This window comes from Methylocystis parvus (genome assembly GCF_049675845.1).
In the GTDB taxonomy this organism is placed as follows: domain Bacteria; phylum Pseudomonadota; class Alphaproteobacteria; order Rhizobiales; family Beijerinckiaceae; genus Methylocystis; species Methylocystis parvus_A.
Window position 1 is genome coordinate 1,511,300 of the sequence record NZ_CP187161.1, and the last position, 24,667, is coordinate 1,535,966.

A 24,667-nucleotide genomic window follows, 5' to 3' on the forward strand; every position below is an offset into this window, starting at 1 on the left:
GCGTCAACATTCAGCCCGCCGACGCCAAGGCGTCGCGCAAGGCTTTCTCCTTGCTGTCGTCCAGCGAAGTCTTGAGAACCGTCCCGCCCGTCCCTTTGACCGCCTCGAGGACTTTGTCTCCCGTCACTTTTCGGATCAGCAGAAACAAGGCCGCGTTCCCTGGCTTGAGCGACTCCGACAAATCCTTCATGAACTTGTCGTTGACGCCATAATCGGTCAAAGCGCCGCTGATCGCGCCGGAAGCGGCGCCCAATGCGACCCCCAGCAGCGGATTGAGGAATATCATTCCGATGAGCAGGCCCCACATGCCGCCGCCGGCGGCGCCTGCAGCCGTGGTGTTGAGCAACTGGTTGAGTTTGACGTTTCCATCCGGCTCTTTCACGGCGATCGCAGCGTCACCGAGCTCGATGAGATATTCCTTTTGGAGCTCGAAGAGCTTCTTGCGCATTTCCTCGGCCTTGGCCTCGGTCTCATAGACGATGACGACGAGATCGGACATCACATTCCCCCGTGCCGACGCGGGCGAAGGACGCCCCCTCAGCTCATATTCAAAGGCAGCCAGTGACGCTGCGACTTATTTCGCGCGCCGTGCGCAAATATTATTTCGGGACGAACCTCTGTCAGCGCCACGCGCAGACGCGCCGTCCTCTTCGCCACCAGCAAACGCGACGCACCGGTCGCCGTGCGCAGACGCGCCGCCCGCCGCGCCACCAGCACCGCACAGCCGTATCCTCGACAGGAAGACTCGGCAGAGCGTCGTCGGGAATGACGCCCATCACGGGCGCTGCCCCCGCATCCGTCGCAGTCAATGACACGCCCGCCGCGGCGACGAGCGCTCCTGCGAATAGACTTCTTAGAATTGTGCGACGATCCAGATCTGTCATGGTCCGCCTCCAGGATACTGACGCTTGCCTCTTGGCATTCTTTTCAGCCCCGCCAGTCTGGGACGCATGCGATCGCTTCTTATTGGGCCGCGCTGCGTCGTTGAGATTCAAGCGTGCCGAGCTTCCATGTCGCCTACATGACGGCCCCTTGTGACAACGACCGCTATGCTCAAATAGTCTCTCACCGATCTGCACCCGAGGCAACCGCGTTGTCGACCGCCTGCCTTACTTGTTCGAGCTGGTTGGAGTAAGCGCGTCTTACTTTGGGATCCACAACGGCGATCGGAGCGCTCAGCGCCAGTCCCGTGGCGCCAGCCACGCCCTGAGCCAATCCCATTGCGGCGCCGCCGAGCCGTTCTCCAACGCCCGCCTCCGCCTCGCCCGGCGAACCGCCATTGATGAGCTGCGCGCCCAGAAACCTGACCACGTCCGGGTTCTCCGCGAATTTGCTGTGCCGCGTTAAATCGCTGCTATCCACGTCTGTCAGATCGATGACCTCGATTCCCTTCTCCTCGATCCACGGCTTTTCCCGCGGGTCGGCGACTCCCAGGCGTTCGATATTGCCAGCGATGCTGCGCGAGAATTGCAACGCCCGATCCCGCCTCGATACAAACACGATGACGCGGGGATGCTTTTGCCCGAGACTTGCAAACTGCGTGCGGAACACGTCGACGTCTATGTCCGGGGAAGCAAGGATCACGTTCCGAATCTGCGCGGGAAGCCTGCCCCTTCGAATAGCCATCTGCCGCAGCGACTCCATGGTGAGCCAAGCGCCCATGGAATGCGCGAGCACCGTGATTTCGCCGACGGCGGGGTTGGCCGCCAATCGCGCCAGCAGCTTCTCGAGCGCGTCGCGCGACGCATTCGCGCTTTCCCGATCATAGCTATATTCGAACAGGCTGCCGCGAGAGGGCCAGCTGAACAGAACGGGCGCCGCCTCGGCGCCTGAATCGTGCGCGATCTGCGCCAAAGACATCAGCGCGCTTTCAAAGCGCGTGTTGAAGCCGTGGATGAAAACGAGCGCGCGGCGGCTTTTGCCCCCGTGCTTGCGAAGCCAGTCGTCAAATTGGGACTCACGCAAGGATTCGACGCCCAGGACCGCAAACTCCCTCGACGGATCTGGGGGCGTTTGCTGCGGCCATTGAACGCGCCCGACTTGACGGCTCCCGTCCGGCGGAATGGAAACGACAAAACTGGAAAGCGAGGCGCCCCCGCCCCGCTCCCCGGTGAACGCCACCCCATTGTCGGGCGAAGGGGAGCGCGTCGTCGCAACGAGGATGTCGAGACGCGTCGCGCCCGGGGCTTCAGCCGCGACCGGCTCCAGCACGCCGACCGGCGCCGCGCACCCGGCGAGCGAACCCGCAAGCACGCAGATGAACAGGAAGCGCAACATGCGGGGCCGCTCCGGTAGATCCAGCCAGTTCTCGACGTCAGGCCTCGTTTCTTTGCGGCCGCAGCGCGACGGCGAAAGCGCCGACCACCAGTACGATCAGGACCAGCAGCAGAGCCGATTGTTTGAGCCACGCCATGGCGGGAACGGTGAGCGCTAGAACAATGCCCAGGGTCGCAATCTCGGAAGAGACATGAACGCCCGCGACAAATGTCCCAAGCGCAAGCAACAGCATGAGGGCGAGACCCGTGGCGGGGCCATTGAGAAAGGTGTTCACGGACGGCAGCAGCAGGATGCCCATCGCGATCAGAAAGGCCAGCCAATGAAGGGACTGGGTAACGAGAATGCGTCTCCTTTCGGCCTTGTCGCTGGTCTTCCGCCAACCGATCGCGATGCAGGCGAGGCCGATCGCCAAACCCAGAAATTCCCAGTAGCCGTTCAGGGGCCGGCCGGACATGCTCGTGTAGCCCACGCCCGCGATCGCGAGGATGAGAACGATGAGGTAAGGCAATCTTGCGCGCAGCCAGGAGAGAGCGCCGCGGGATGAAGAGCTTGAATTGCCAACTGCATTTGTCATTGAATTTCCCCTGGTGATCGCCGGCCTCCGTCGCCGGCCATTATTTTTGTTGAAGCGCGAAGGAACGAGCCTTCAACCTAAGCTCAAAGCGCCCCGCATGTTCGCCAGACGTCTGTGACGATGTCCTTTCCGCTCTGATTGGCCTTCATTCGCGACCGTCATCGACGACGACGAGATCGCCTTCTGATAAAACGCCTTCGACAATTTCAACGTGACCTTCGTTCTCGACGCCCAGCCGAACTCGGACAGGCGAGGGAGAACCGTCCTGCAGCACCCATAGGAGAGACCAGCCGTCGGGAAGCGTTTCTTGCGCCGGCGCGCGAGCATTGCGTCTCCCGGCGTATGCGATTGCTTTTTTTGAGACCCGGAGGGTGCGATTTGATTCCGTCGCCGCCGGAGCGATGGAGAACACGGCGGGGAGTTCACCGGCAGCAACCGCCGCGCCGACCTCAGCCGTCGAGACAATCGTTCCTGCGACCGGCGCGGCGACATCGACGCGCGCCGAGCCTACTTCTGCGGCGGCAAGCGCGGCGCGCGCGCGCTCGGCCTCCGCGCGATCCACCGACGCGCGCTTTTTCGCCCGCTCGAGCGCGGCCTTTGCTTTGTCGAGAGCGGCGCGCGATCGGCCGCTTCGCTCTACGTCATCCCTGGCCTTCGCGAGACTCGCTGCGCTCGACTCTTCCCGCTGCTGCGCAGCTTTTTGTGCGGCCTTCAGACTTTCGACCGCCGGCGAAACCTCCGGAGGATCGATCCTCGCGCAGATCTGGCCAGTGGACACCACCGCTCCCTTCTCGCACAGGATGGAAGCGACGCGCCCGGCGCGTTGCGCGAATACTTCGCGCGGCGCTACGTCCCCGCGCGCCTCATGCTGATGAGCCCTCTCGACGGCCGCCGTGGCATATTGGGCGCCGTCCTGGCGCCAGAACATCCACACCTCACCGGCGACAAGACCAAGGACGGCCAGCGCGCCGAGCGCCGCCTGCCAGCGCCCGGGCAACTGCAAGGAGGGCCGAGCCCCTCTGCTTACGGCTGACGGATGAACGCCCGCGGCCGACGGCGCAGACGCGCCGGCCGCCGGCAAGAGAAATTTGCGGATAAAGAATTTCTCGGTCTCGACGACGAGAAAGAAGATCAGACCGCCCAGCAACAACCAGGGCCAGATTTCCGCGGGCACAGCTGCGGTTCCAAACAAGCTCTGGAACGGGCCCGCATAGGTGAAGAGCGCCTGCAGCAGGATCACGGCGCCGATCCCCATGGGCAAATAACGATTGCCGAGATGCGCGGAGATCGAAAGAGCGGAGTCCGTCTTGAAGCGGCTGTTGAGCAGATAGAAAATCTGACCGATGACGAGCGTATTGACGGCGACCGTGCGCGCGAGCTCGTCGGAAGCCTGCAACGACTTCATCCAGAAAAACGCCGCGAGCGTGAGAACGAGAAGCGCGACGCCGACAAAGACCACTCGCCAAATCGCGAAGCCGTCGAGAATGGGTCGCGACACGGCGCGCGGCCGGCGCAGCATGACGTCGAGTTCGTGCGGTTCGAAGGAAATGACAAGGCCCAGTGCGACGGACGTCACCATATTGACCCAAAGAATCTGCGGGGCCGTAATGGGCAGGATGAACCCCGCAACGATCGCGACGAGGATGACCAAAGCCTGCGCGACATTGGTCGGAAGCATGAAGAGCAGGGCTTTTTCGATGTTGTTGTAGACGGTGCGCCCTTCGCGCACGGCCGCCGTGATGGAGGCGAAATTGTCGTCGGCGAGCACCATGGCCGCCGCTTCCTTTGTCACCTCGGTGCCCTTGATTCCCATGGCGACGCCAATGTCGGCGCGCTTGAGCGCCGGCGCGTCGTTCACGCCATCGCCCGTCATCGCCACGACCTGGCCATTGGCCTGTATGGCTTTCACAAGGCGCAATTTGTGCTCGGGGCTGGCCCGCGCGAAGACGTCGACATTGCGCACGGCCTCCTGAAGCGCGCCGTCATTCATCTCCTCGATCTCGGCGCCAGACACGGCGGTTTTCCCGTCGCCGATGCCGAGCATTTTCGCGATCGCCGCAGCGGTGATCTTGTGGTCGCCGGTGATCATCGTGACGCGAATGCCGCCCTTGTGGCACTCCGCGACCGCCTCCACCGCTTCCTTGCGTGGAGGGTCCATGAGTCCCACGAGTCCGAGCAAAACCAGATTTTTCGGAAGATCGCCGGGCGTCAGGCTCTTTGCGCCAACCGCAGGATCAAGCAGCCAGGCGAGCGCAAGCACCCGTTCGCCCTGAGCGGCCAAACGATCGGCGGCCGCGAACCAGTCGTCACGCCGAAGCGGTTCAGCGCCGCCCTCCGCTTCCTGCCGGTCGCAATGCGCAAGAATGACCTCCGGCGCGCCTTTCACGACGAATAGGCGCCCGCCCCCTTGCTCCTCATGCAACGTCGCCATGAACTTGTGTTCGGACTCGAAGGGAATGGCGTCGATGCGACGCCAGCTCTCCCGCGCGTCGTTCCGATCGATCCCCATCTTGGCGGCGAAAGGATACAAAGCGGCTTCTGTCGGGTCGCCCTCGACTTTCCAGACGCCGTCCTGCAACCGCAGCTCAGCGTCGTTGCACAGATTGGACACGACGCCCATCGCCTTCAGCGCGGCGCCCGGCGTCGCTTCCCGCTCCCCGAGCAGGAACTGGCCTTCATTGGCATAGCCGTCGCCCGTGACGCGGTAATTGTGACCGGCGGTGACGGCGGAGGAAACCATCATTTCCATCAAGGTCAGCGTGCCGGTCTTGTCCGAGCAGATGCGCGACACGGAGCCGAGCGTCTCAACGGCCGGCAGGCGCCGAATGATAGCGTTTCGCTGCGCCATGCGCTGCACGCCGATCGCGAGCGTGATGGTGATGAGCGCAGGCAAGCCTTCGGGAATGACGGACACGGCGATTCCGACAACCGCCTGAAACGCTTCGACAAAAGGCAAGTCCCGCGCCCAACGGGCGTAGGCGAAGACCGCAACGCTGACGAAGCCGATGACTTTCGCGATCGTGTGTCCGAACTCTTCTATCTGACGCAGTAGAGGCGTTTCGAGCGCGTCGACGGAGGCGAGCATCTGATTGATGCGACCGAGCTCCGTCTGCGCGCCGGTCGCGACGACCACGCCCGCGGCGCGCCCGGAGACGACGAGCGTCCCGGAGAAAGCCATGTCCTCGCGATCGCCGACCGTCGCCTTCTCGGGAACGGGATCGATCGATTTGTCCGCGGGGACGGACTCTCCGGTGAGCGCAGCTTCGTCCGTGCGAAGGTTCTTGACGTCGATCAGTCTGAGGTCGGCGGGAATGCGGTCGCCGGACTCGAGTAGGACGACGTCGCCCGGGACAAGATCCTCGGCCGGCACGACGCGCGCTTCGCCGTCACGCAATGCGCGCGCATCCGCGGACAACATGTTGCGGATCGAATCCAGCGCCTTCTCGGCCTTGCCTTCCTGCACGAATCCGAGGATCGCGTTGATGACGACCACACCCGTAATGATCGAGGCGTCGAGCCACAGGCCGAGCATCAACTTGATGAAGCCGGCCGCCAGCAAGACGTATACGAGGATGTTGTCGAACTGCTGGAAGAACCGCATCCAGGGGCCGCGCTTGGCGCCCTCGGGAAGCCGGTTGGGTCCCAAGGCCCTCAACCGATTATCGGCCTCTTCTTGGGAGAGGCCCTTGTCCGCGTCGCTGTTCAGGCGCCGGACCGCCTCACCTGCGTCGAGAGAATGCCAACTGGCTTTGAATTCGTCCGGAAGATGACTCATCGCCGCGTTCTCCATCCGCGCGTAATCTTGACGGAGCGCCGTCTGCAAGTAAAGATATGAAAAATCGTGGGTTTGCCGTTGTGCTCAGCCTGTTGAATCTGAATTAACAAAAGGTTATGCGGGAACCCGCTGCAGGAACGGCTGATGGACGCTTCAGACTTTACGACGATCCTCGGCGGCCTTGGCTTGTTCCTGCTGGGCATTCACCATCTCACCGATGGATTGAAGGGGTTTGCTGGCGATTCCCTGCGTCGCGCTCTGCAAACGCTCGTGCGCGGTCGTTTGAGCGCGGTCCTGTTCGGCGCGGCGTTCACCGCGCTCATACAGTCTTCCAGCGCAACCGTTCTCACCGTCATCGGCTTCGTGAGCGCGGGTCTCATGAGCTTCTCGCAAGCGATCGGCGTGCTGATCGGCGCCACGTTTGGAACCACGACGACGCCCTGGATGGTCGCGTTCTTCGGCTTCCGCGTGCAGATCTCATCTTTTGCGATGCCTCTTGTTGGCGTCGGGGCCTTTCTTTGGCTGATTGCGAAGGGCCGGCTTCGCGCGGGCGGCGCGATCCTCGCGGGCTTCGGACTGATCTTCGTCGGGCTCGATTATCTCCAGCGCGGAATGGGAAACATAAGCTGGAACATCGACTCCTTCGTTGGGGACGGATGGTTCGCCTATTGGCTGCTGGCGGGTCTCGGCGTCGTCATGACCGTCGTCATGCAGAGTTCGAGCGCGGCGGCGGCCGCGACGCTCGTCGCCCTGCATGCAGGCAGCCTGAGTTTTCACCAGGCTTGCGCCATGATCGTCGGACAAAGCATCGGGACTGCCGCAACGAGCGCAGCTTTGGGCGCCGCTGGCGGCGGCGGCCTCGCCGTGCGGCGCGCGGCCCTGGCTCATATCATTTTCAGTCTGGCCGTCGGCCTGCTTGGCATGATCCTGCTCAAGCCGATCACAAACGCCGCAACATGGGCCGTTTCCTCTCTGGACGACTATGACGGCGTGTTGGCTCTTGCCGCTTTCAGCAGCCTTTTCAAGCTGATGGGCGTGGTCGTGTTTTTCCCTTGGCTGAATGCCTTCGCGCGGTTCATCGAAAGGCTCTCGGGCGCAGGCGCCGATACGGCCGTCGCGCGGCTCGAGCCGGCGCTCTCCGAAGCGGGAGGCGCGGTCGCCCTAGAGGCGGCCTGGCGCGCGACCCTGGAAGTCGCGCGCCGCGAAGTCGACACGGTCTCTCGTCGTCTTGCGGGAGAGAACGTCGCCGCGCCGCCTTCTGACGACGCCATCGCTCGGATCGATCGCTTCCTCGAGACGCTTTCCCTCGAAACGCTCGACCTCGGCGCCACTGAGGCGCGCCTCGTCCGCCTGTGCCACGCGGTCGATCATCTCAAGCGCCTGGATGAGCTTTCGAAAGCGGGAGTCGCGTTTCCCGCCGACTGGACGCCGCCTCCGAGCCTCTTGGCCGGCGCGACGGCCTTGAACGCGTGGCTGAGCGCCAGCGCAGACGCCTCACACGCCATTCCCGCCGACGTTTACGATCAAATCGCTTCAGCTTCCGCGCATCTCTCGGCAGATCGGAAGACCTCGCGCGAAAGTGTGCTTGAATCGGTGGCGATGCAACAGATGACCGTCTCGGCGGGCGATGGAAGACTTGAGGCGCTGCTCTCCCTCGATCGCGCCCTCTATCATTCGTGGCGGCTGATCGAGTCGATACGGATTGCCGCGCAAACTTAAGTCTCTCGCCTTTCTCGCCCCTCTCGCTGACCGCCAGAGACGAACCGACCGTCAGGCAGGTTCCTTGATCCCGAAAGAAAGGACATAGAGCGCCGGCGTGACGACGAGAGTGAGCACCGTCGCCACGAGCAATCCGCCCATCACGGCGAAGGCCATGGGGCCCCAGAAGACGGTCGGCGCGATCGGGATGAGGCCCAAGACAGTTGAAACCGCTGTCAGCACGATCGGCCGGAAACGCGAGGTCGTCGCGTCGACGACCGCCTGCCATTGATCGCTCTGCTGTCGTCTTTCGGTTTCGATCTGCTCGACAAGAATGACCGCATTTCGCGCGATCATGCCAAGTAGCGACAGAATGCCGAGAATGGCCACGAAGCCCAGCGGCTTCCCGAAGATCAGCAAGGCGGCGATGATTCCGATCAGGCCCATGGGCACAATGGCGAGGACGAGAAACATCCTGCTGAAGCTTTGAAGCTGAATCATCAGAAAGGTCGTCATCAGAAAGAGCATCAAGGGGACCCGGGCGAATACCGAGCCTTGCGATTTGGCGCTTTCCTCGACGGTGCCGCCCGTTTCGATCGTGTATTGAGCCGGTAAGCCGGCCTGCATCTCCTTGACGACCGTCGCAAGCGAAGCGACGGCTGTCTCCGCGGTCGCTCCGGCGGCGGGATCGGCCTGCACGGTCAGCGTCGGCAAGCGATCGCGTCGCCAAACGAGCGGATTCTCCTGCTCGAAATCGAATGTGGCGAATTGATTGAGGGGAACAACGCCGCCATTTGGGAGCGCGATCTGAAGAGACTGCAACGCTTCCAGCGACATGCGCTGTTCGTCGGTGGCGCGCGCGACGACGTCGACGAGATAGATGTCGTCGCGTACCTGCGTGATGGTCTGACCGGTTGCGACGCCCTGGAGAGCGTTCGCGAGAGCGCGCGAACTCAAGCCGAGGAGGCGCGCCTTGTCCTGATCGATCTTGACTCTCGCCGCGCGCGCAGGTTCGATCCAGTCGAAATTTATGCGCCGGACGGAAGCGTTTTCTCCCATTTTGGCGGCCAGAGCGAGGGAGATGGCGCGTACTTTTTCGACGTCCGGGCCGCTGACCCGATATTGAACCGGCCATCCGACAGGCGGCCCGAGTTCGAGGGGCGCGATACGGGTGACGAGCCCGGGAAAATCATCCGCAAAAAGAATCTCCAGCCTTTTTTGAAGACGATCGCGCGCAGCTACATCCTTTGCGACGACGACGTATTGCGAAAAGAAGTCATGCGCGAGTTGGACATTGAGCGGAAGGTAAAAGCGGATCGCGCCGCGTCCGACATAGGCGCTCCAGCTCGCGACGTCTGGATCGCCCTTCAAGATTTTGTCCAGGCGCTCGGCGATTTCCTGACTCGCGTTGATCGACGCGTTTTGCCGCAAGGAAAGATCGATCACGAGTTCCGGGCGGTCGGAAGCCGGAAAGAATTGTCGCGGCACCAGCGGCGACACGAGCAGCGCCAGAATGAAGCAGCCGAGCGTCGCCCCTATCGTCACCCAGCGCGCGCGCATCGCGGCGAGAAGCAGCTGGCGGAAGGCCTTTAAGACCCTCCCCTCCTCCATGGAAGCCGCTCCCTCGGGCTTCTTGAGCAGGAAGACGCCGATGAGCGGCGTAAACAGAACGGCGACGAACCACGAAACGATCAAGGCAATGGAGACGACCGCGAAGATCGAGAAGGTATATTCGCCGGCGGAGCTTTTCGCGAGGCCGATCGGCACGAAGCCGGCCGCGGAGACGAAGGAGCCGGTCAGCATCGCCATTGCGACGCTCGTATAGGCGTAACTCGCGGCGGTTTCCTTGTCGTCTCCGGCGGCGAGGCGCGACGTCATGACGTCGACCGTCGTCATGGCGTCGTCGACCAGGAGGCCGAGCGCAATGATCAACGCGCCGAGCGATATGCGCTGGAGATCGATGCCGACCATTTGCATGATTGGAAAGACAATGGCGAGCGTCAGCGGGATCGAAATCGCGACCACAGCGCCTGCGCGCATGCCCAGGCTCACGAAGCTGACCGCCATGATGATGGCGATCGCTTGCCAAAGCGACTCCATGAAGTCGCCGATTGCGTGTTCGACGATATGCGGCTGGTTGGCCACTAGCGTCGGCTCTATGCCGATCGGAAGTTCGGCTTTGATTTCCTTCATCGCTTTCGCGATGTTGGACCCGAGGGCGAGCACGTCTCCGCCGGGGCGCATGGCGATGGCGAGCCCGATCGCCGGCTTGCCGTTCACGCGAAACAGCGGCTGCGGCGGATCGACCGGCCCGCGCCGGATGGTGGCGATGTCCCGCAGACGGACGAGCCGCCCATTGGCGAGAATGGTCACGGCGAGGAGATCGTTCTCGTTTTCAAAGGCGCCGGAGACGCGCAGCGACAATTTCTCATCGCCGGTCTGAACCACCCCGGACGGCGTGACGGCGTTCTGCTCCTGAAGGATCGCGATCATCTGAGACCGGTCGATCCCCAGGCCGGCGAGTTGCCTGGTTGAAAACTCTACGAAAATCCTCTCGTCCTGCGCGCCGAGCACCTCGATCTTGGAGACGTCCGGGACGTTGAGCAGGCGCGTTCGCGTCGTTTCGACGTAGTCCCGCAATTCGCGCTGCGTGAATCCGTCCGCGGTAAAGCCGTAGATGATACCGTATGTGTCGCCAAAGTCGTCGTTGAACCCCGGACCGACCACTCCCGCAGGCAGCGTATGGCGAATGTCGCCGATATTCTTGCGCACCTGGTACCAGATGTCGGGAACGTCGGCGGGGGACGTCGCCCCTTTCAGATTGACGAAGATCACCGTCGAGCCCGGCCGCGTGTAACTGCGGATGAAATCGAGGTTGCGCGTCTCCTGCAATTTGCGTTCGAGACGTTCGGTGACCTGTTTCATGGTATCGTCGACGGTCGCGCCCGGCCAGGCGGCCTGCACGATCATCGTTCGAAAGGTGAAGTTCGGATCCTCGTCGCGCCCTAAACGCAGATACGCGTTCAACCCTGCAATCGTCACCGCGATCATGCAATAGATCATGAATGAGCGGTGCTGTAGCGCCCAGGCGGAGAGGTTCAGGCCGCTCATTGCTTCGAGCCCAGCAGCCGGACTTTTTGCCCCGGGTGCAGCGCCTGGACGCCTGCAGTCACGATAATGTCTTCCGGCTTGAGCCCCTCCGTGACAAAGACGGCGTCGCTGCTGAAGCGCGACACGCCGATCTTGTGCAGCGAAACCGCCATGGTTTTGGGATCGACCATCCAAACGGCGGGCGCGCCGTCCAACTCTGTCAAGGCGCTCGGCGGTATCGCGACGCCGGGCGACGGATCGAGACGAATGCTGCCCGTGATGCTGGCGCCCAGCCGCATCGCCGGCGGCGGCGACAGGATGGTGACGCGCGCTCGGAAGGTTTGCGTGTTGGGATCCGCGGCCGGATCGATTTGACGGACCCTGCCCGCCGCCGTGACGGTTGGGTCGTCGGTCAATGACAACGCGACCGGCGCGTCTCTGCGCGCGGCGTTCAGCACACGCGCGGGCACGTCGAACACCGCGTCCCATCCGCCTTGTCGCGCCAGACGAAAGATGAGCTGGCCCGCCTGAATGACTTCGCCCCTCTCGGCGCCGCGCGCGACGATTGTGCCGGCGTCGTCGGTCTTGAGTTCCGTATATCCAAGGCGATCCTGCGCGATCTTGAGCTGCGCCGTTGCGTCCTCTATATCCGACTGGGCGGTCTCCACGGCCGTTTGCGCTTGATCGAAGCGCGTTTTCGTCGTGTAGCGGCGCGCAAGAAGCGCTTGCTCACGAGCGAATATGTTACGCGCCTCGCGCAGACGGCCCTGCGCGGCCGTGAGACGCGCTTGTGCGGAACGAAGCGCATTCTGCTCGTTCTGCGGATCGAGCCGCGCAAGCAACTGGCCCGGCTTCACGACGTCGCCTGTCCCGACCAACCGCTCGATGATTCTCCCGCCGACGCGAAAGGACAGCGCAACTTCGTTCTCGGGCTGAATGCTGCCGGTCAGTTCGACGATCTCGCCGAATTTGCCTTTCGCGATCGTCTCAGCGCGAACGGGCCGCGGCGCGCTGGCCTCATCCTCCTCTCGTCCTCCGCAACCCGAGAGCGTCAGAAACGCAATCAACGCGCTAATTCCGACGCTTAGCACGACAATTGCGTTTGGAAGATCTCGAGCGCGACCCAATGGATACTTTCCGATCAATGCGAGGATCTGTACTTAAGGCGTAATCGGAAAAACGTCATCGGTCTGCAAGGATAGACAGCGCCGCTGAAGTTTTTTGTGGAAAAGCGCGGAATTCTCGCGTGGAAGCGTCTCTCCGCCGCCAAGTATCGATAAGACTTTTTCCGGGCTGTCGAAGACGAAAGAAGCGGCAGCTTTTATGCAGCATCGACACGATGAGCCGCGTTTGAACGTCCATCGGATAAACCGCGCGAGGGCGCAGGGCGCGCCTGCTACGAAGGAGGCCCGACGTTGAAGGCCTGTCGGTCGATAAAGCGTCGATGCTGGATTCCCGCGTCCATCGTCATCGCTGCGACCGGACTCGCAAGTTGCAATCTCGAATGGGAAAAGCCGGAATTAAGCGCGCCGCCGCCCGAGCGATTCAACGAAGCAAATCCTCAAACGGCGAAGCCAATTGCCTCCGGGCCGCATTTTGCGTCGAAACTTGGTTCCAAGGAACTGACCGGCCTCGTCGAAGTCGCATTACAGGACAATCTTGCGATCGCCGCCGCAGTGGCGCGCATCGATCAGGCGGACGCAGCGGCCCGCATCGCCAGTTCCGCGCTCTGGCCTTCGGTCGGCCTCGGCGCAACGGCGCAGCGCACGCAAGTCCCGGGAACGCGCGCGAGCCCGACGCCCAATTTCAATCCTGCGCAATCCTTCCTGCAAGCCGCGGGGCAGCGCCAGTCCGCGGCGCTCCTCGAAGACCAGGCGACATTCAGCGCGACCCGCACCAATCTCTTCGCCCTTGGGCTGAATGCAAGCTATGAAATCGACTTCTGGGGCAAGAACCAGGACGCATCGAACGCCGCGCGACTGATCGCCAACGCGTCGCGCTTCGAGCGGGACGTCGTGGAGATCGCAATCGCCTCCGCCGTCATGAACCAGTACCTTCAGGTTCTCGCGACTCAAGATCAACTCAGAATCGCCAGGGAAAACGTCAAGATCTCGGAGCGCGTGCTCGGCGCCATAACCACGCGGCTCGACAAGGGCGCCGCGACGATGCTGGACTACGGTCAGCAAGCGGCTGTCGTCGCGGGCCAAAAATCGGTTATCCCACAGTTTGAGCAGAGTCTGAGGCAAACGAAAGTCGTCCTGGCCGTGTTGCTGGGTCAAACGCCGGAAACGCTCCCAATAGAGGGCGGATCGCTCAACAGGCTGATTTTCCCGCGGCTGGATCCCGGCTTGCCCTCCGAAGTCCTTCTGCGCCGGCCCGACGTCGCGCAGGCCGAAGCATTGCTCGCGTCGCAGGAATTCTCCGTGCTGCGGGCGCGCGCGGCGTTTTTCCCGTCCGTGACGCTGAACGGGCAGTATGGTCTGCAAAGCATCGTTTTGAGCAACCTTCTCAGGCCCGAAGCCATCGCCTGGCAGATCGGATCGAACCTGGCCCAGCCTCTCTTCGACGGCTACAATCTCCAGGGGAGATATGAGCTTGAAAAAGGGCGCTATGCAGAGGCGGCGGCGAGCTATCGCCAGAGCATCCTGACGGCCCTTGGCGAAACGGAAAGCGCGCTCATCGCCAGGAAAGAGACCGCCAAATGGGTCAAGATCGCGGTTGAGGCCGTTGCGGCGTCGAAAATCGCGCTAGACGCGGCGCAGGCGCAACTCCTCGAAGGAACGATCGACGTCGTGACGCTGGCGACGGTTCAGGAAAGGTTCTTCAATTACGAATTCGACCTGACGCGAGCGCGTCTCGCCCATCTCCGATCGGCCGTCGGCCTATACCAGGCGCTCGGCGGAGGTTGGTCTCCCACGACGCGCAACGCCGAGATCGCACGCGCCAATGAAGCTTACGAAGCGAATAAGGGCCCATGGCCATGAAGAGCCCAGCCTGGCCCTATTGCGACCCAACCGCCTTGTTTCCCCATGGCGCCAAAATCTTGCGCGCCATCCGCGGCCCGCCGGGCGTTTTATCCGAGCCGATGCGCGCCAGCATCTTATCCTGAACCGATGTCGCCAACCTGGCGTCACCATCGACCGCAACCACCCCGAGATCGAGCGCGCGACGGGAGGACAGGCTCCCCTCGACGATCCCAGCAAGGACGAATTCGTTCGTCACGATTACCACGTCGCCGGGCGCAGGGCGCAGCGCATGCGCCTCGATCTCGTATCCGGCCGGTCCGGGGCGCAGCCGCGTCCATAGCTGGGAGTCGATCAACAGGATGGAAACAGGCGGGAGCCCATCGCGATCAGCCGTCGCCTCCAGCAGCTCCGCGAAGCGCTGCAGCCGCATCATCGCTCGCCAATAGCCTTTTTGGCCGGGTTCGATCGGCGCGAGGGCGGCCTTTCCGATGACGCCCGCCGCAACGGCGTCATTGATCGCGAAAGCCACGGGAAGCGATTTGGCGTGCTGCGCGCTGAACTGATCGCCAAGCAGCCCGTCGAACCCGCATGCGGAGGCCATTGGCGCCAGCGCCACGTGAAACGCGGCGACGGCGATACGCAAATTTATCGGCCGGCGTCGCCTCATGGTGTGACGATGTTGAACCAGAAGGGGAACCGGTCCAGCAAGCCGACGAATTCCACGAACGCCTCGCGTTTTCCCTCGACTTTCAGATCACCCGAGGCGATCGCCTGCTCCGGCGTCGTTTCGCCGAGCTGGATGCGGTCGAGGGTCGATTTCGTCAATGTCACCTTGGCGTCGGCGTCGGGCGCGGCGCGCTTGGCGTAGTTGAGCACGCCGTTTTCGACAGTGAGCGAATACGGCCGCTTGAGGTCCGTAAACTCGACGTTCAGCACGATCTTCTTACCTGCCGCTCTTTGCCCGTTCAGTCGAACGGCGAAGAAGTCGAAGGTCATTTCCGGCGGCATCGCCTTGATCGTGTCGGGGCTCGCCGAGTTGGCGCCGCCGGCAGTCGGCACGCCGTTTCGCAGTTCGAGCGCGCCCTGAAGATAGATCGAGCGCCACGTCCCGCCTTCCGCCTGATAACCCAACTGCTCATAGGCGTCGGCGAGCAGTTCCTTGGCTTCCTTGTTGGAAGGATCTGCAAAGACGACGTTCTTCACCGCCTCTGCGACCCAGCGATATTCGCCCTTGTCAAAATCTGCTTTGGCCTTGCTCAGCGCCGCGGCCGCGCCGCCCATATACTCGACGTATTTCTTCCCTGCCTCTTCCGGCGGCAATGCGTCGAGCGAGGAAGGATTGGCGTCGTACCAACCCATGTAGCGCTGGTAGACCGCGCGGCTGTTATGCTTGAGCGTGCCGTAATAGCCGCGGTTGGGCCAGAACTTCCCCAGCTCGTCGGGCATCTGGATCATGTTGGAGAGTTCGACGCCCGTATAGCCATGATTGAGCAGATTCACGGATTGGTCGTGCGTGTATTTATACAGATCACGCTGCTTCTTCAGGTAATCGACAATCTTTTCTTTCCCCCACATCGGCCAGTGGTGGCTCTGGAATTTGACGTGGGACTTGTCCCCGAAGAGGTTGATCGTCTCGTCCAGATACGCCGCCCATCTGAGCGGATCGCGCACTTGCGCGCCGCGCAGGGTCAGAATGTTGTGCATCGTATTGGTCGCGTTTTCCGCCATCCACATGGCGCGGAACTGCGGGAAATAAGTGTTCATTTCCGCCGGCGCTTCGGTGCCGGGCGTCATCTGAAAGACCATTTCGACGCCGTCGATCTTCACCTTCTCGCCGGTCTTCTTGATCTCTCGCGTCGGCAGGATGAGCGTCGGCGCGCCGACAGAATTCGTCTGCCCCAGGCCGACGCCGACGCTCCCTTGCGCATTTCTGGGCAGAAGCGCGCCGAACATGTAGACGGCCCGGCGGCTCATCGCGTTGCCGGCGATCACGTTTTCGCTGATCGCATGTTCGGTGAAGTCCTCGGGAGCAAGGATCTGGACCTTCTTCGCCTTCAGGTCCGCCTCGCTCACAATCCCGCGAACCCCGCCATAATGATCGACATGCGAGTGGCTATAAACCACCGCGCTGATCGGGCGCGGTCCGAGCGTCTGCGTGACGAGTTCGTAAGCGGCTTTCGCCGTTTCAGGCGAAATCAGCGGATCGAAAACGATCCACCCCTTCGCGCCCTGCACGAATGAGATGTTCGACAAATCGTAACCGCGGACCTGATAGATCCGGTCGGTCACCTTGAACAGGCCGTATTTCAAATTGAGCTGCGCGATCCGCCACAGGCTCGGATTGACCGTATCGGGCGCCTTCTTTTCGTCGTCGATGAAAGCTTTGTAGCTCTCCATGTCCCAGACGACGCGCCCGTTCGCATCCTTGATCGTCAACTTGTCCGGCTTCGCGATCAGGCCGCGCGCCGCATCTTCAAAGTCGGCCTTGTCAGCAAAGTTCAACGACTGAAGGACAGAGCGGTTGGCCGCCTTCGTCGCTTCCGTCGCCGGTTTGGGAGCTGTCTGCGCTTGAGCCGCGACGACTGCGTGCATGGCGATGATGACTGCTGCGATCCATTGCGCGTTTATCTTTCCAGGCTGCATCATCCGCCTCAGCAAAAACCTATCAAAGGGGAAACAGATAAGACAGTTTCCTGTTATGAGCTGTCAAGGCGCAGGCGATCGACGGGAATCAGCTCCAACCTTCAGATCAAAAGGCCAATTTCTTGGATTTTCACGATTTATCCGTCCGGCTTGCCCATCGGATTTTTTTGACGCTCGATATTTTCGAAAGCACAAGGAGATTTGCGCGTCGGCCTCCAACGAGGCGGCGGTCGCGAAACGGATATCGTCGGAGACATCGTTTCGCGACCGCTTTCTCACTCACGTCAGCGGCTCCATTTCCTGATGACGCCGCTGATCGTTTCCGTCGCCGCGGCGAGCAGCCAACCCGGCCCTCTTTGCTCCTGATCCGGTTGAGCGGACGGCGCCGGCTTCTTTGCGTTCTTTGATTTCCCCGCCTTCTCGGTAGCCGCCTTCGATTTCACGATCTTCAGAACGCGCGCCTTGGGCGCTTCTACGGCTTGGGCGACCGCCTCCACTGGCGCAAGGTCGGCTGGCTCGGTCTTGACGACCGTCGGCGGCGCAAGCGGTTCCGGCAAGGATTCGCCTTTAGCCAAGGGGAATGCATAATCCGGATCAGCTGGGTAATCGGCGGCGTCCGTCTGTGAACCAGCCCCCTGCGCTCGCTTGCGGTTCTGGGAGAAGACGCGACGCACTTCGCGTTCGAACTCCTCCGCCGAGAGTCCATCTTTGACGGCGGCCGCCTCCGCGTCTCCCGATACGGAAAGAGGCTCGAGCAGACCGGCTTCAATGGATCGTTGGCGATGCGTTGAGGCATGCACGCCTTCGAGCCCTCTTGCGATAGGGGTCTGCGTTCCGTTTTCGGCTCCCAAGCCGAACAGGAGGCACCAAATCACGCTGACGACCCAAAGGATGACAATGACCGCCAAGGTGCGATCAAAAGTCAGCATTGCGATGTGAGCCCTTCGGGCCGAGGCGCCCGACCCGCCCTGCCGCCTTCGCGCAGGCCGTGTCCCCCCGCCTAAGGAAAGGTCGACGAACCGCTCCGCCGCCTGTGCGCGACGCAAACCTCTTTCGAGATCCTCCAGCATCGCAATCAAGCGATGGTCACCCGCTTGAATACTAAAGCCGCTGTTTCCCGGCTGCATTTTCGCCACTCGCTGCTCAAGCGCCAATCGAGCGCCTACGCCTTCAAACCCACCAGCGAGCACAAGGTTAACATTCTCTTAATTAGAGTCTTCAAGAAAGGAATTTAAAGGTTAATGTCCCGCCATCACCTTGAAAATACTATGGCGCCTCTCGCAACATTGCGCGCGTTACGGCAAGGACGCAGCTATGCGAGGTCTGAGGGGGAACCCGTCTTGCAGCTTTGTGAAGGCCACGCCGCATCGATGTAGGACCGATTTAAATCACGCGGCAGCCTCGATGAGATCGATCCATCCATCTATGCAATAGCGCCAGTCGAAGTTCTGCGCGGATTCACGGATGTCGAGGCATTTCTTGACATATTCGCCGGGGCGGTCCCTGTAGTAGGAGAGCGTCTCCGCGCAGAAAGCCACGAATTTCTCCTGCTCGATCGGCGCGAGGATGGCGCCGCCTTCATAAGCCTTTCTCGGAATATGCCCCACCGGCGCGCCGATGACGAGGCGGCCCGCTGCGGCCGCTTCGATGGCGGGCAACGGGCCAGACTCGGTGAGCGAACTCACGAGCACGGCGTCCACGGAGCGGTAAAAATCCGGCATGTCGTGAAAGGACGTTTGCTCGCCGGTCCATCCCGCCACCTTGAACGGAAGATTGGCCCTTTTCGCCGCCGCCTCCGCGAGATTTCCGCGCTTCCATTCGACGCCGAAAGTCTCGACGGCGATCGATGAACCATAGCCGACGGCCTCCAGCCGCTCCGACGGTTCGCTGTAGAACTCGTCGTAATCGACGCCGATCTGCGCGATCACCGGCTCTCTTTTGACGCCCCGCGTCAGTGACGCGCAATAGAGAAACTCGCCGACGACCCCGTAGCTCGCAAAGCGCTCGAAAGCCTCCATGCCCATCGCCTCGACAAGCATGCGAATGTCGAACTCGGAATGGGAGATGGCGATGATCTTCTCAAAAGGCAGTCGGTATTCTTCGACGAGCGGGCGGACGCCGTCCAATGCGGTCATCACAAAATCGTAACTAGAGACGAGCTTCTCGAAATAATCCCAATGGCCAACCTGCCAGTCGAGAATATCGACCACGTAGCCGCGCTCATGCAGGCGTCGGGCCACATCGTAATACACCCTGCCATGCGACCATTTGGTGTATCCGTAAATCAACACCTTCCGCGCCTTTGCGTCGACCTTGCTCGCCGCTCTAATGCTCGGGTGAATGAGATAGCTCTTGACGCTTTTCACGTCGAACCGCGCATCCTTGCGCCAATCGCTGTCACCGGCTCCGGCGCCGCACCAACTCTCGGACGCGAGAAAAAGCTCCCAGGTGCTGCATGTCGAGGCGGAGAGGGAGACCTCGCCGCCAGGCACGGCGCAGAGGAAGCAGTCGCCTCCCCTCAACGCGATCAACCCGCGCTCGAGCCGGGTCAATTGCAGCTCCGCCGGTCCGGCGCCGTCCCGACCGATGGCGTAACACCGATCGGAACGGCAAAGCACGAAGGTGCGCTCGCCACGCGACTCGTGCATGAGTCGGCCTCGCGACGAAACTGTCGAAAAGCTCGGCTCTGCGACGAAATACAGATTCGCGGGACTGCTTTCCACGGGTCCGTGGCGCAATTGGCGTGAGATCGGATCGATATACAGCACGGTCCCAAAGGCCGTGAACAACCGCGCCCGCCGTTCCAGCATTGTCTCAGTCACGCGTGAACTCCAGTTATTGCGCGCTGCGCCTCGAACGTATCAAGGTTAGCCAGGAGACGCGCCCTCTGGTCGGGCGGCGCCAGTTCGAGCGCTTTGCGACCCAGATCCAGTGCGCGCTCCGGAACATTGAGGCGCCAGGCGGCCATGGCTGCGAGATCGTAAAGCCGGAACCCCCAACTATGTTCCTCGTCGAGATAGGTTCCCGTGCGCCGGGTCTTTTCGATCCCACTCGCGCAAGCCCAGAAGAGGTTCGTCCAGTCGCCCTGATTGTGAAGCTCTTCCGCGAGATCGAGCCAGATCTCGCGTCGATGCGGCGCCTCGAGCCGCGCGCGTTCCAACCAGTGCATGCGCCTCTCGCCTTCGTGGAGACGGGCGAGATAGCGCATCGCCTCCGACCGTTCGTCGGGCCAAGTGCTGCTGGGCAAAGCGAGATAGGTCTCGAACATCCTGGCCGCCTGCTCGGTCGAGCCGGCCCACGCATATTCCCGCCCAAGCCAGAAACAGATCTGCGCATCCTGTGGATCGTCCTTATGCGCCAGTTCCATCAAGGGCAGATATTGCTTGCGCGTCGACTTGCCGTGATCCTGCACGTGATACAGCACGATGTCCGGGCAATCTCGGGCGATCTCCCGCTCACCCGAAAAGGCGAGCGCCTCGTGCACCGGGCGCTTGAAGCGGTAATTCCAGCGGCTGTGAAAATTCTTCACGGAAAAGGAGCTGAGGATGTCGGAATCCTCCACGCGCGCCTTCGACGCTTTTTGGCACCACACCGCCGAGATTTCCGGCGTCCAGACCGACTCCAGATAGCCGCGCCAACCTGGGGAAAGATATTCGTCCATGTCCATCGTCAAACAGACGTCCACATCCGAAGGGATCAGCGCCATCACCGCGTTTCGCGCATCGTCGAAGCGCCAGGGGCGAATGGCGATGCTATGCACGGTGACGCCGGCGCGCGTCAGTCTCTCGACCGTATCGTCGGCGCTGCCGGTGTCGCCGACAATGCGGTAATCCGCGTCGACGGCCGAATTGGCCCAGCGCTCTGCATGCGCGCCCTCATTCAAGGCGATGCTGTAGACTGCGACTTTCACTGACGAACTCCCCGGCGTTTACGAATGAGATCGACATTTGTCGGCGGCCAATTTCTTCTTCTAAGGGACGAAGCCAGCGCCCCCACGCTTGCGAATGGCGACGAGACCGCCGAGCAGATTGGCGCGCGCCAATTCATAGTGGCTGTCGAAGAACAGGATCTCCTCAAAATCACGCGAAAGCTCGCCGACGCCCGCCGGATCGACGGACTTCGTCGAGTTGTAGCGCTGGATTTCGCGCAAGAGATCTTTGGTGGGCGTGACGCGCCGCCTGTCTTCGCCCGGCGGCTGCCAGTCGAGCGCAGCGATGAAATACCAGCCCCCCGGAGAAAGAAGCGGAAATAATTCGACGAGGCTCGTTTGTTGATCGAGCGAGGCATGTGTCCCATCGTCGACGATGACGTCGGTTGAGGCGGCGCCGAGCGTCCCCACAAGCTCCCGAAGCTGGCCGGCCTCGGAGGCGTCGCAGCGAAGCGACATGAATCGATCGTGGTTGAACTGGGCTCCGCCCTTTGCATCGACGCCGATGACATGGCTGAAAGGAAAATAGCGCAGCCACATTCCGATCGAGGATTCCTCGACCTGCCGCCCTTCGGGCAATCCCCGGCAGAGCCCGATTTCCACGATCCGCTTTACACTGAGCCGCCTGCCTGCAAGCAGACCTTCGAAGACGCGGGCGTAGAAATGCGCATTACCCGTGCGCCGGTTTTTGTCCGTTTCGAAACGGTCCGCAAGCGCCGTGAAGCTCGGAAAGTATTCCGTGGGCTTCGTAAGCTGCGATATCAGCGAGCGCCCTTCCCTTATGTGCTGGTTTGTCTTCGCATTCCATAGGTGGACGCCGAAGACGCGCTCGTCGTTCAGGAAAGCGCTGTTCTCCATGATCGACAGATCGAAGCGATCTGTTTCGGTCCAGTCGATCGAGTTGAAGAACATTGGACTGAAGACCCAGTCCCGCAATTCGGCGCCTTCCTTTGAGCAGACATAATCCGACAGCAGCTTCGGCCCGACATCTCCAAAGGCGCCAGAATGCGGCTCCTTTGCGAGCGAAACGGCGGCTTCATAGAGCGCCCGGATGTGGGGACTATATTTCTTCGCATAGATGACGTTGCCGCAGATGAAGTGCTCATTTGCAGCGCCGGCGCGCCATTGCAGATTGAAGAAATAATCGCCGCAGAAGGGGAAGGACCGAAGCAGAACGACGTCGGTGTCCATCCAAAGGCCGCCATGCTCGTAGAGCACGGCGTAGCGGAATATGTCGCTGAAATAGCGAATCTCCGAGCTGCCGAGAATGCGCTCGAACAGGCCGCGCGGGACGATGTCCTCTGCGGGTGCGGTTTGAACGCCGCATTCGCGCAGGAAGGCCAAGCGGTCGGGCGTGTATGTCCACACCTTCACCTGATGCCCCGCAGCGACCATCGACGTCGTCGCGGCGATCAGGCTGTCGTGGTTCGCGCTGTCGGAAAGCGCTTCGTAGAAGCAGTGTATCGGCGGCAGCGCCGAGAGGTCGCGGCGCTTCAGGTAGGGCGTGATATGGGCGTCGAAATTACGGGAGCTCTGGACCCTGTCGACGACGGAATCGGCGTCCTTCAGATAGGGAGCCAGCGAATGGATGATGTCCGCCGTGCTCGCGCCCGCTTCCGTTACAGCACGGGCGGGTCTTCTTGCAAGGCTCTGCGAACGCGCCTCGCGTCTGCGCGCGACGCCATCCTGGCTGCGTTTCATGCTCGCGCCGGACAGGATGAGATCGATCGACCGAAGGGCGTTTCGGATCTCGCTCGCATCGACGGAAGCCAACCAGCCGTCTCGCTCGGTCGTGCTGTAGGATATCAGCAGGCGCGACCCGTCGGGAGCCCAGGCCAAGCCTCCGACCCGCTCCGCTCCCCGTTCCTGGAAGAAAAACGGACGGCTGATTGCGCGTAACTCGTTATCTGCGTCGAGCCACACGAAGCGGCTTCGGAGGAGAGCCTGCGGCGCTTCATGCGCCTCGTGAATAAGGGTGAGCCAGCCACCGTCGAACTCGATCGCCTGCGCGCCGCCTGCAAAGCTTCTTGCGTCGATTCCGGGATTTGTCTCTGCAACAAGGCGGCCCTGCTCGTCGAGGATGCGAATGGGATCGCAGGAAGAGATGAAGCCAAGCGTCTCGCCCGCGACCTGCGGAATCCACACTGTGGAAGGGTGATCGGCTCCCGTTTCGAGGCTGCGCCAATCGCACAAGCGAAATGGCTCGACACCGCTCTCATCGATGCGCGCGATGACGTGTTTGTCTGAGCCCCGCCTTGCCGTGCAGTGCAATTCGCCGCGCAGCGCAAAGAGCCTAGCATCCGCCATCTCCCGTCCCAGCGGCGCCTCTTCGGGAATGCGCGCTTCGGCGGCGCCTTGCAACTGCAATTCTCTGTCGTAACGCGACAGGAAATAGCGAACCGACCCTTCTGCGTTCATGACGCCCTGAAGAACGAATGCGTCATCGCCGCGCACCGCGACGGAGGGGGTGAAAGCCTTTTGCGCATCCGAAGAAACGGAGGCGAGGCGCCGCGCCGAAAAGGACGGCGCGAAGGCGGTGAGCGGAAGGACGTAATATTGCAGATTGGAGTAAGCGAGCTGCGCGGGGCCGGGCGGCGTGTCCCGATTGAGCGCTAGCCATTCGCAGGCGACGAAGCCTCTTTCCTTTCGGGCGGGATCGCGCGCATAGTTCGCAGCGATCGAATATTCCTCTTTCAGTCCGAAGCAGTAGATCCACTCTTCGACAAAGAGCACGTCCTCGGCGGGGACCGGAATTTCGAGACCACGCTCGGCGAACATCGCGCTGACGTCGTTCCAACCCTTGATGCGGTAATAGCGCGCGAGGTCGTATAAGGGCTCCGCACGGGTCGGCCGCTGGTTGAAAGCGGTCAGTTCTTCCTTGACGAAGCCGCTCTCGTCTTGGATGTCGCGCAGGCATCTAGCGCGCTCCAGACGCGCGACATAGACTTCTTCATCCCATCCACCCAAAGCGATACGCTTGGCGTAGGCTTCGGCGGCCTCCTTCTTTTTCCCGGCGTCGCGATAAGATTGCGCAAGATAGAAATGATAGCGAATGTTTTTCGGATCGTCCTTCAGCCCCTGCTTCAGCAAGCGAATGTCGCGCTCGAATTTGTCGACGCGGTTGGAGCCGCAGGCATGGTCCATGTACCAGAGGCCCGATAATTGCGTCGAACCGCCGGGCACGTCGACATATTCATGCGTGACGCCGCGATACCAGGCGCCGACATCCCGGCGCACGATCCGCGTATTCCAGTAGAAAAGCCCGGACGACGTGCGCTGCACGAGCTGATAGCCAGGGCCTTCGAGACGCGAACGAAAATTGGGATCCTCGACAAGGAGCTCCATGTCGGCGTCGGTGAAAAGGATGTAATCGAAGGCGCGCTTGCTGTCATAAGCGCAACGCAGCCCTTCATTGCGCGCCTGTTCGAAATTCACGAATGGAAAGCTGTGCAATTCGCCCGGAACATTCTGCTGATCGAAAAAGGACCGGATGAAATCCTGCGTGCCGTCTGTGGAGCCGGTGTCGCCGATCACCCAGTAATCGATGTGATCCGCGACGGAGCGAAGACATCTTTCGAGATTCGCCATCTCGTTTTTCACGATCATCGACAGGCAAAGCTTCGTCATGTCGTTCGTCTTCCTCTCTGATGCGCGGGTCGAACCGGGGCGAAGAAAGGGACGTCTGAGCTAGGGCGGGCGCAAGGATCCACTCGAGC

Annotated in this window: 14 protein-coding genes; 2 read left to right on the plus strand and 12 right to left on the minus strand. The window is 61.7% G+C overall.

Annotated elements, in window-relative coordinates; all coding sequences use genetic code 11:
- Positions 1-10 precede the first annotated feature (10 nt).
- From ACPFMJ_RS07880 to ACPFMJ_RS07895, 4 genes are all read right to left on the minus strand, one after another.
- A complete protein-coding gene (locus tag ACPFMJ_RS07880) occupies positions 11-499 on the minus strand; it encodes a DUF1269 domain-containing protein (RefSeq protein ID WP_424363261.1) in 489 nt (162 codons plus the stop codon).
- A gap of 566 nt (positions 500-1,065) precedes the next feature.
- Positions 1,066-2,277: an alpha/beta hydrolase gene (locus ACPFMJ_RS07885; RefSeq protein ID WP_424363262.1), complete on the minus strand. Its 1,212-nt coding sequence runs from the start codon at positions 2,275-2,277 to the stop codon at positions 1,066-1,068.
- 37 nt (positions 2,278-2,314) lie between these two features.
- Complete coding sequence (locus ACPFMJ_RS07890) at positions 2,315-2,851, minus strand: hypothetical protein (protein WP_424363263.1); 537 nt, start codon at positions 2,849-2,851, stop codon at positions 2,315-2,317.
- 145 nt (positions 2,852-2,996) lie between these two features.
- The gene (locus tag ACPFMJ_RS07895) at positions 2,997-6,626 is read right to left on the minus strand and encodes an HAD-IC family P-type ATPase (RefSeq protein WP_424363264.1); all 3,630 of its coding nucleotides are present in this window, start codon (positions 6,624-6,626) and stop codon (positions 2,997-2,999) included.
- Positions 6,627-6,770: 144 nt separating this feature from the next.
- Between ACPFMJ_RS07895 and ACPFMJ_RS07900 the strand changes: the two genes are divergently transcribed.
- Positions 6,771-8,345 carry a Na/Pi cotransporter family protein gene (locus tag ACPFMJ_RS07900; protein WP_424363265.1) on the plus strand — a complete coding sequence of 525 codons (1,575 nt, stop codon included), beginning with the start codon at positions 6,771-6,773 and terminating at the stop codon, positions 8,343-8,345.
- A gap of 51 nt (positions 8,346-8,396) precedes the next feature.
- Here the strand turns inward: ACPFMJ_RS07900 and ACPFMJ_RS07905 are convergent, their stop codons facing one another.
- Both ACPFMJ_RS07905 and ACPFMJ_RS07910 read right to left on the minus strand, forming a co-directional pair.
- A complete protein-coding gene (locus ACPFMJ_RS07905) occupies positions 8,397-11,435 on the minus strand; it encodes an efflux RND transporter permease subunit (protein ID WP_424363266.1) in 3,039 nt (1,012 codons plus the stop codon).
- Positions 11,432-12,481 (minus strand): efflux RND transporter periplasmic adaptor subunit, encoded by a 1,050-nt coding sequence (locus ACPFMJ_RS07910; RefSeq protein WP_424363267.1) that lies wholly within the window; start codon positions 12,479-12,481, stop codon positions 11,432-11,434. Before ACPFMJ_RS07910 ends, ACPFMJ_RS07905 begins: the two co-directional genes overlap by 4 nt.
- Before the next feature lie 348 nt (positions 12,482-12,829).
- Here ACPFMJ_RS07910 and ACPFMJ_RS07915 point away from each other — a divergent pair, with 348 nt between their 5' ends.
- Positions 12,830-14,398 (plus strand): efflux transporter outer membrane subunit, encoded by a 1,569-nt coding sequence (locus ACPFMJ_RS07915; RefSeq protein WP_424363268.1) that lies wholly within the window; start codon positions 12,830-12,832, stop codon positions 14,396-14,398.
- Positions 14,399-14,414: 16 nt separating this feature from the next.
- Here ACPFMJ_RS07915 and ACPFMJ_RS07920 read toward each other — a convergent pair whose 3' ends face one another.
- The 6 genes from ACPFMJ_RS07920 to ACPFMJ_RS07945 all read right to left on the minus strand — a co-directional run bounded on the left by ACPFMJ_RS07920 (position 14,415) and on the right by ACPFMJ_RS07945 (position 24,578).
- Entirely contained in the window at positions 14,415-14,981 is a 567-nt protein-coding gene (locus tag ACPFMJ_RS07920; protein ID WP_424363269.1) for a hypothetical protein, read from the minus strand.
- 62 nt (positions 14,982-15,043) lie between these two features.
- Complete coding sequence (locus ACPFMJ_RS07925; protein ID WP_424363270.1) at positions 15,044-17,026, minus strand: alkyl/aryl-sulfatase; 1,983 nt, start codon at positions 17,024-17,026, stop codon at positions 15,044-15,046.
- A gap of 281 nt (positions 17,027-17,307) precedes the next feature.
- Positions 17,308-18,177, minus strand: a complete 870-nt coding sequence (locus ACPFMJ_RS07930) for a hypothetical protein (RefSeq protein ID WP_424363271.1) — start codon at positions 18,175-18,177, stop codon at positions 17,308-17,310.
- Positions 18,178-18,411: 234 nt separating this feature from the next.
- Positions 18,412-19,671 (minus strand): glycosyltransferase, encoded by a 1,260-nt coding sequence (locus ACPFMJ_RS07935; protein ID WP_424363272.1) that lies wholly within the window; start codon positions 19,669-19,671, stop codon positions 18,412-18,414.
- 170 nt (positions 19,672-19,841) lie between these two features.
- A complete protein-coding gene (locus ACPFMJ_RS07940) occupies positions 19,842-20,933 on the minus strand; it encodes a tetratricopeptide repeat-containing glycosyltransferase (RefSeq protein ID WP_424363273.1) in 1,092 nt (363 codons plus the stop codon).
- A 60-nt stretch (positions 20,934-20,993) separates the two neighbouring features.
- The gene (locus tag ACPFMJ_RS07945) at positions 20,994-24,578 is read right to left on the minus strand and encodes a glycosyltransferase (protein WP_424363274.1); all 3,585 of its coding nucleotides are present in this window, start codon (positions 24,576-24,578) and stop codon (positions 20,994-20,996) included.
- Positions 24,579-24,667 lie beyond the last annotated feature (89 nt).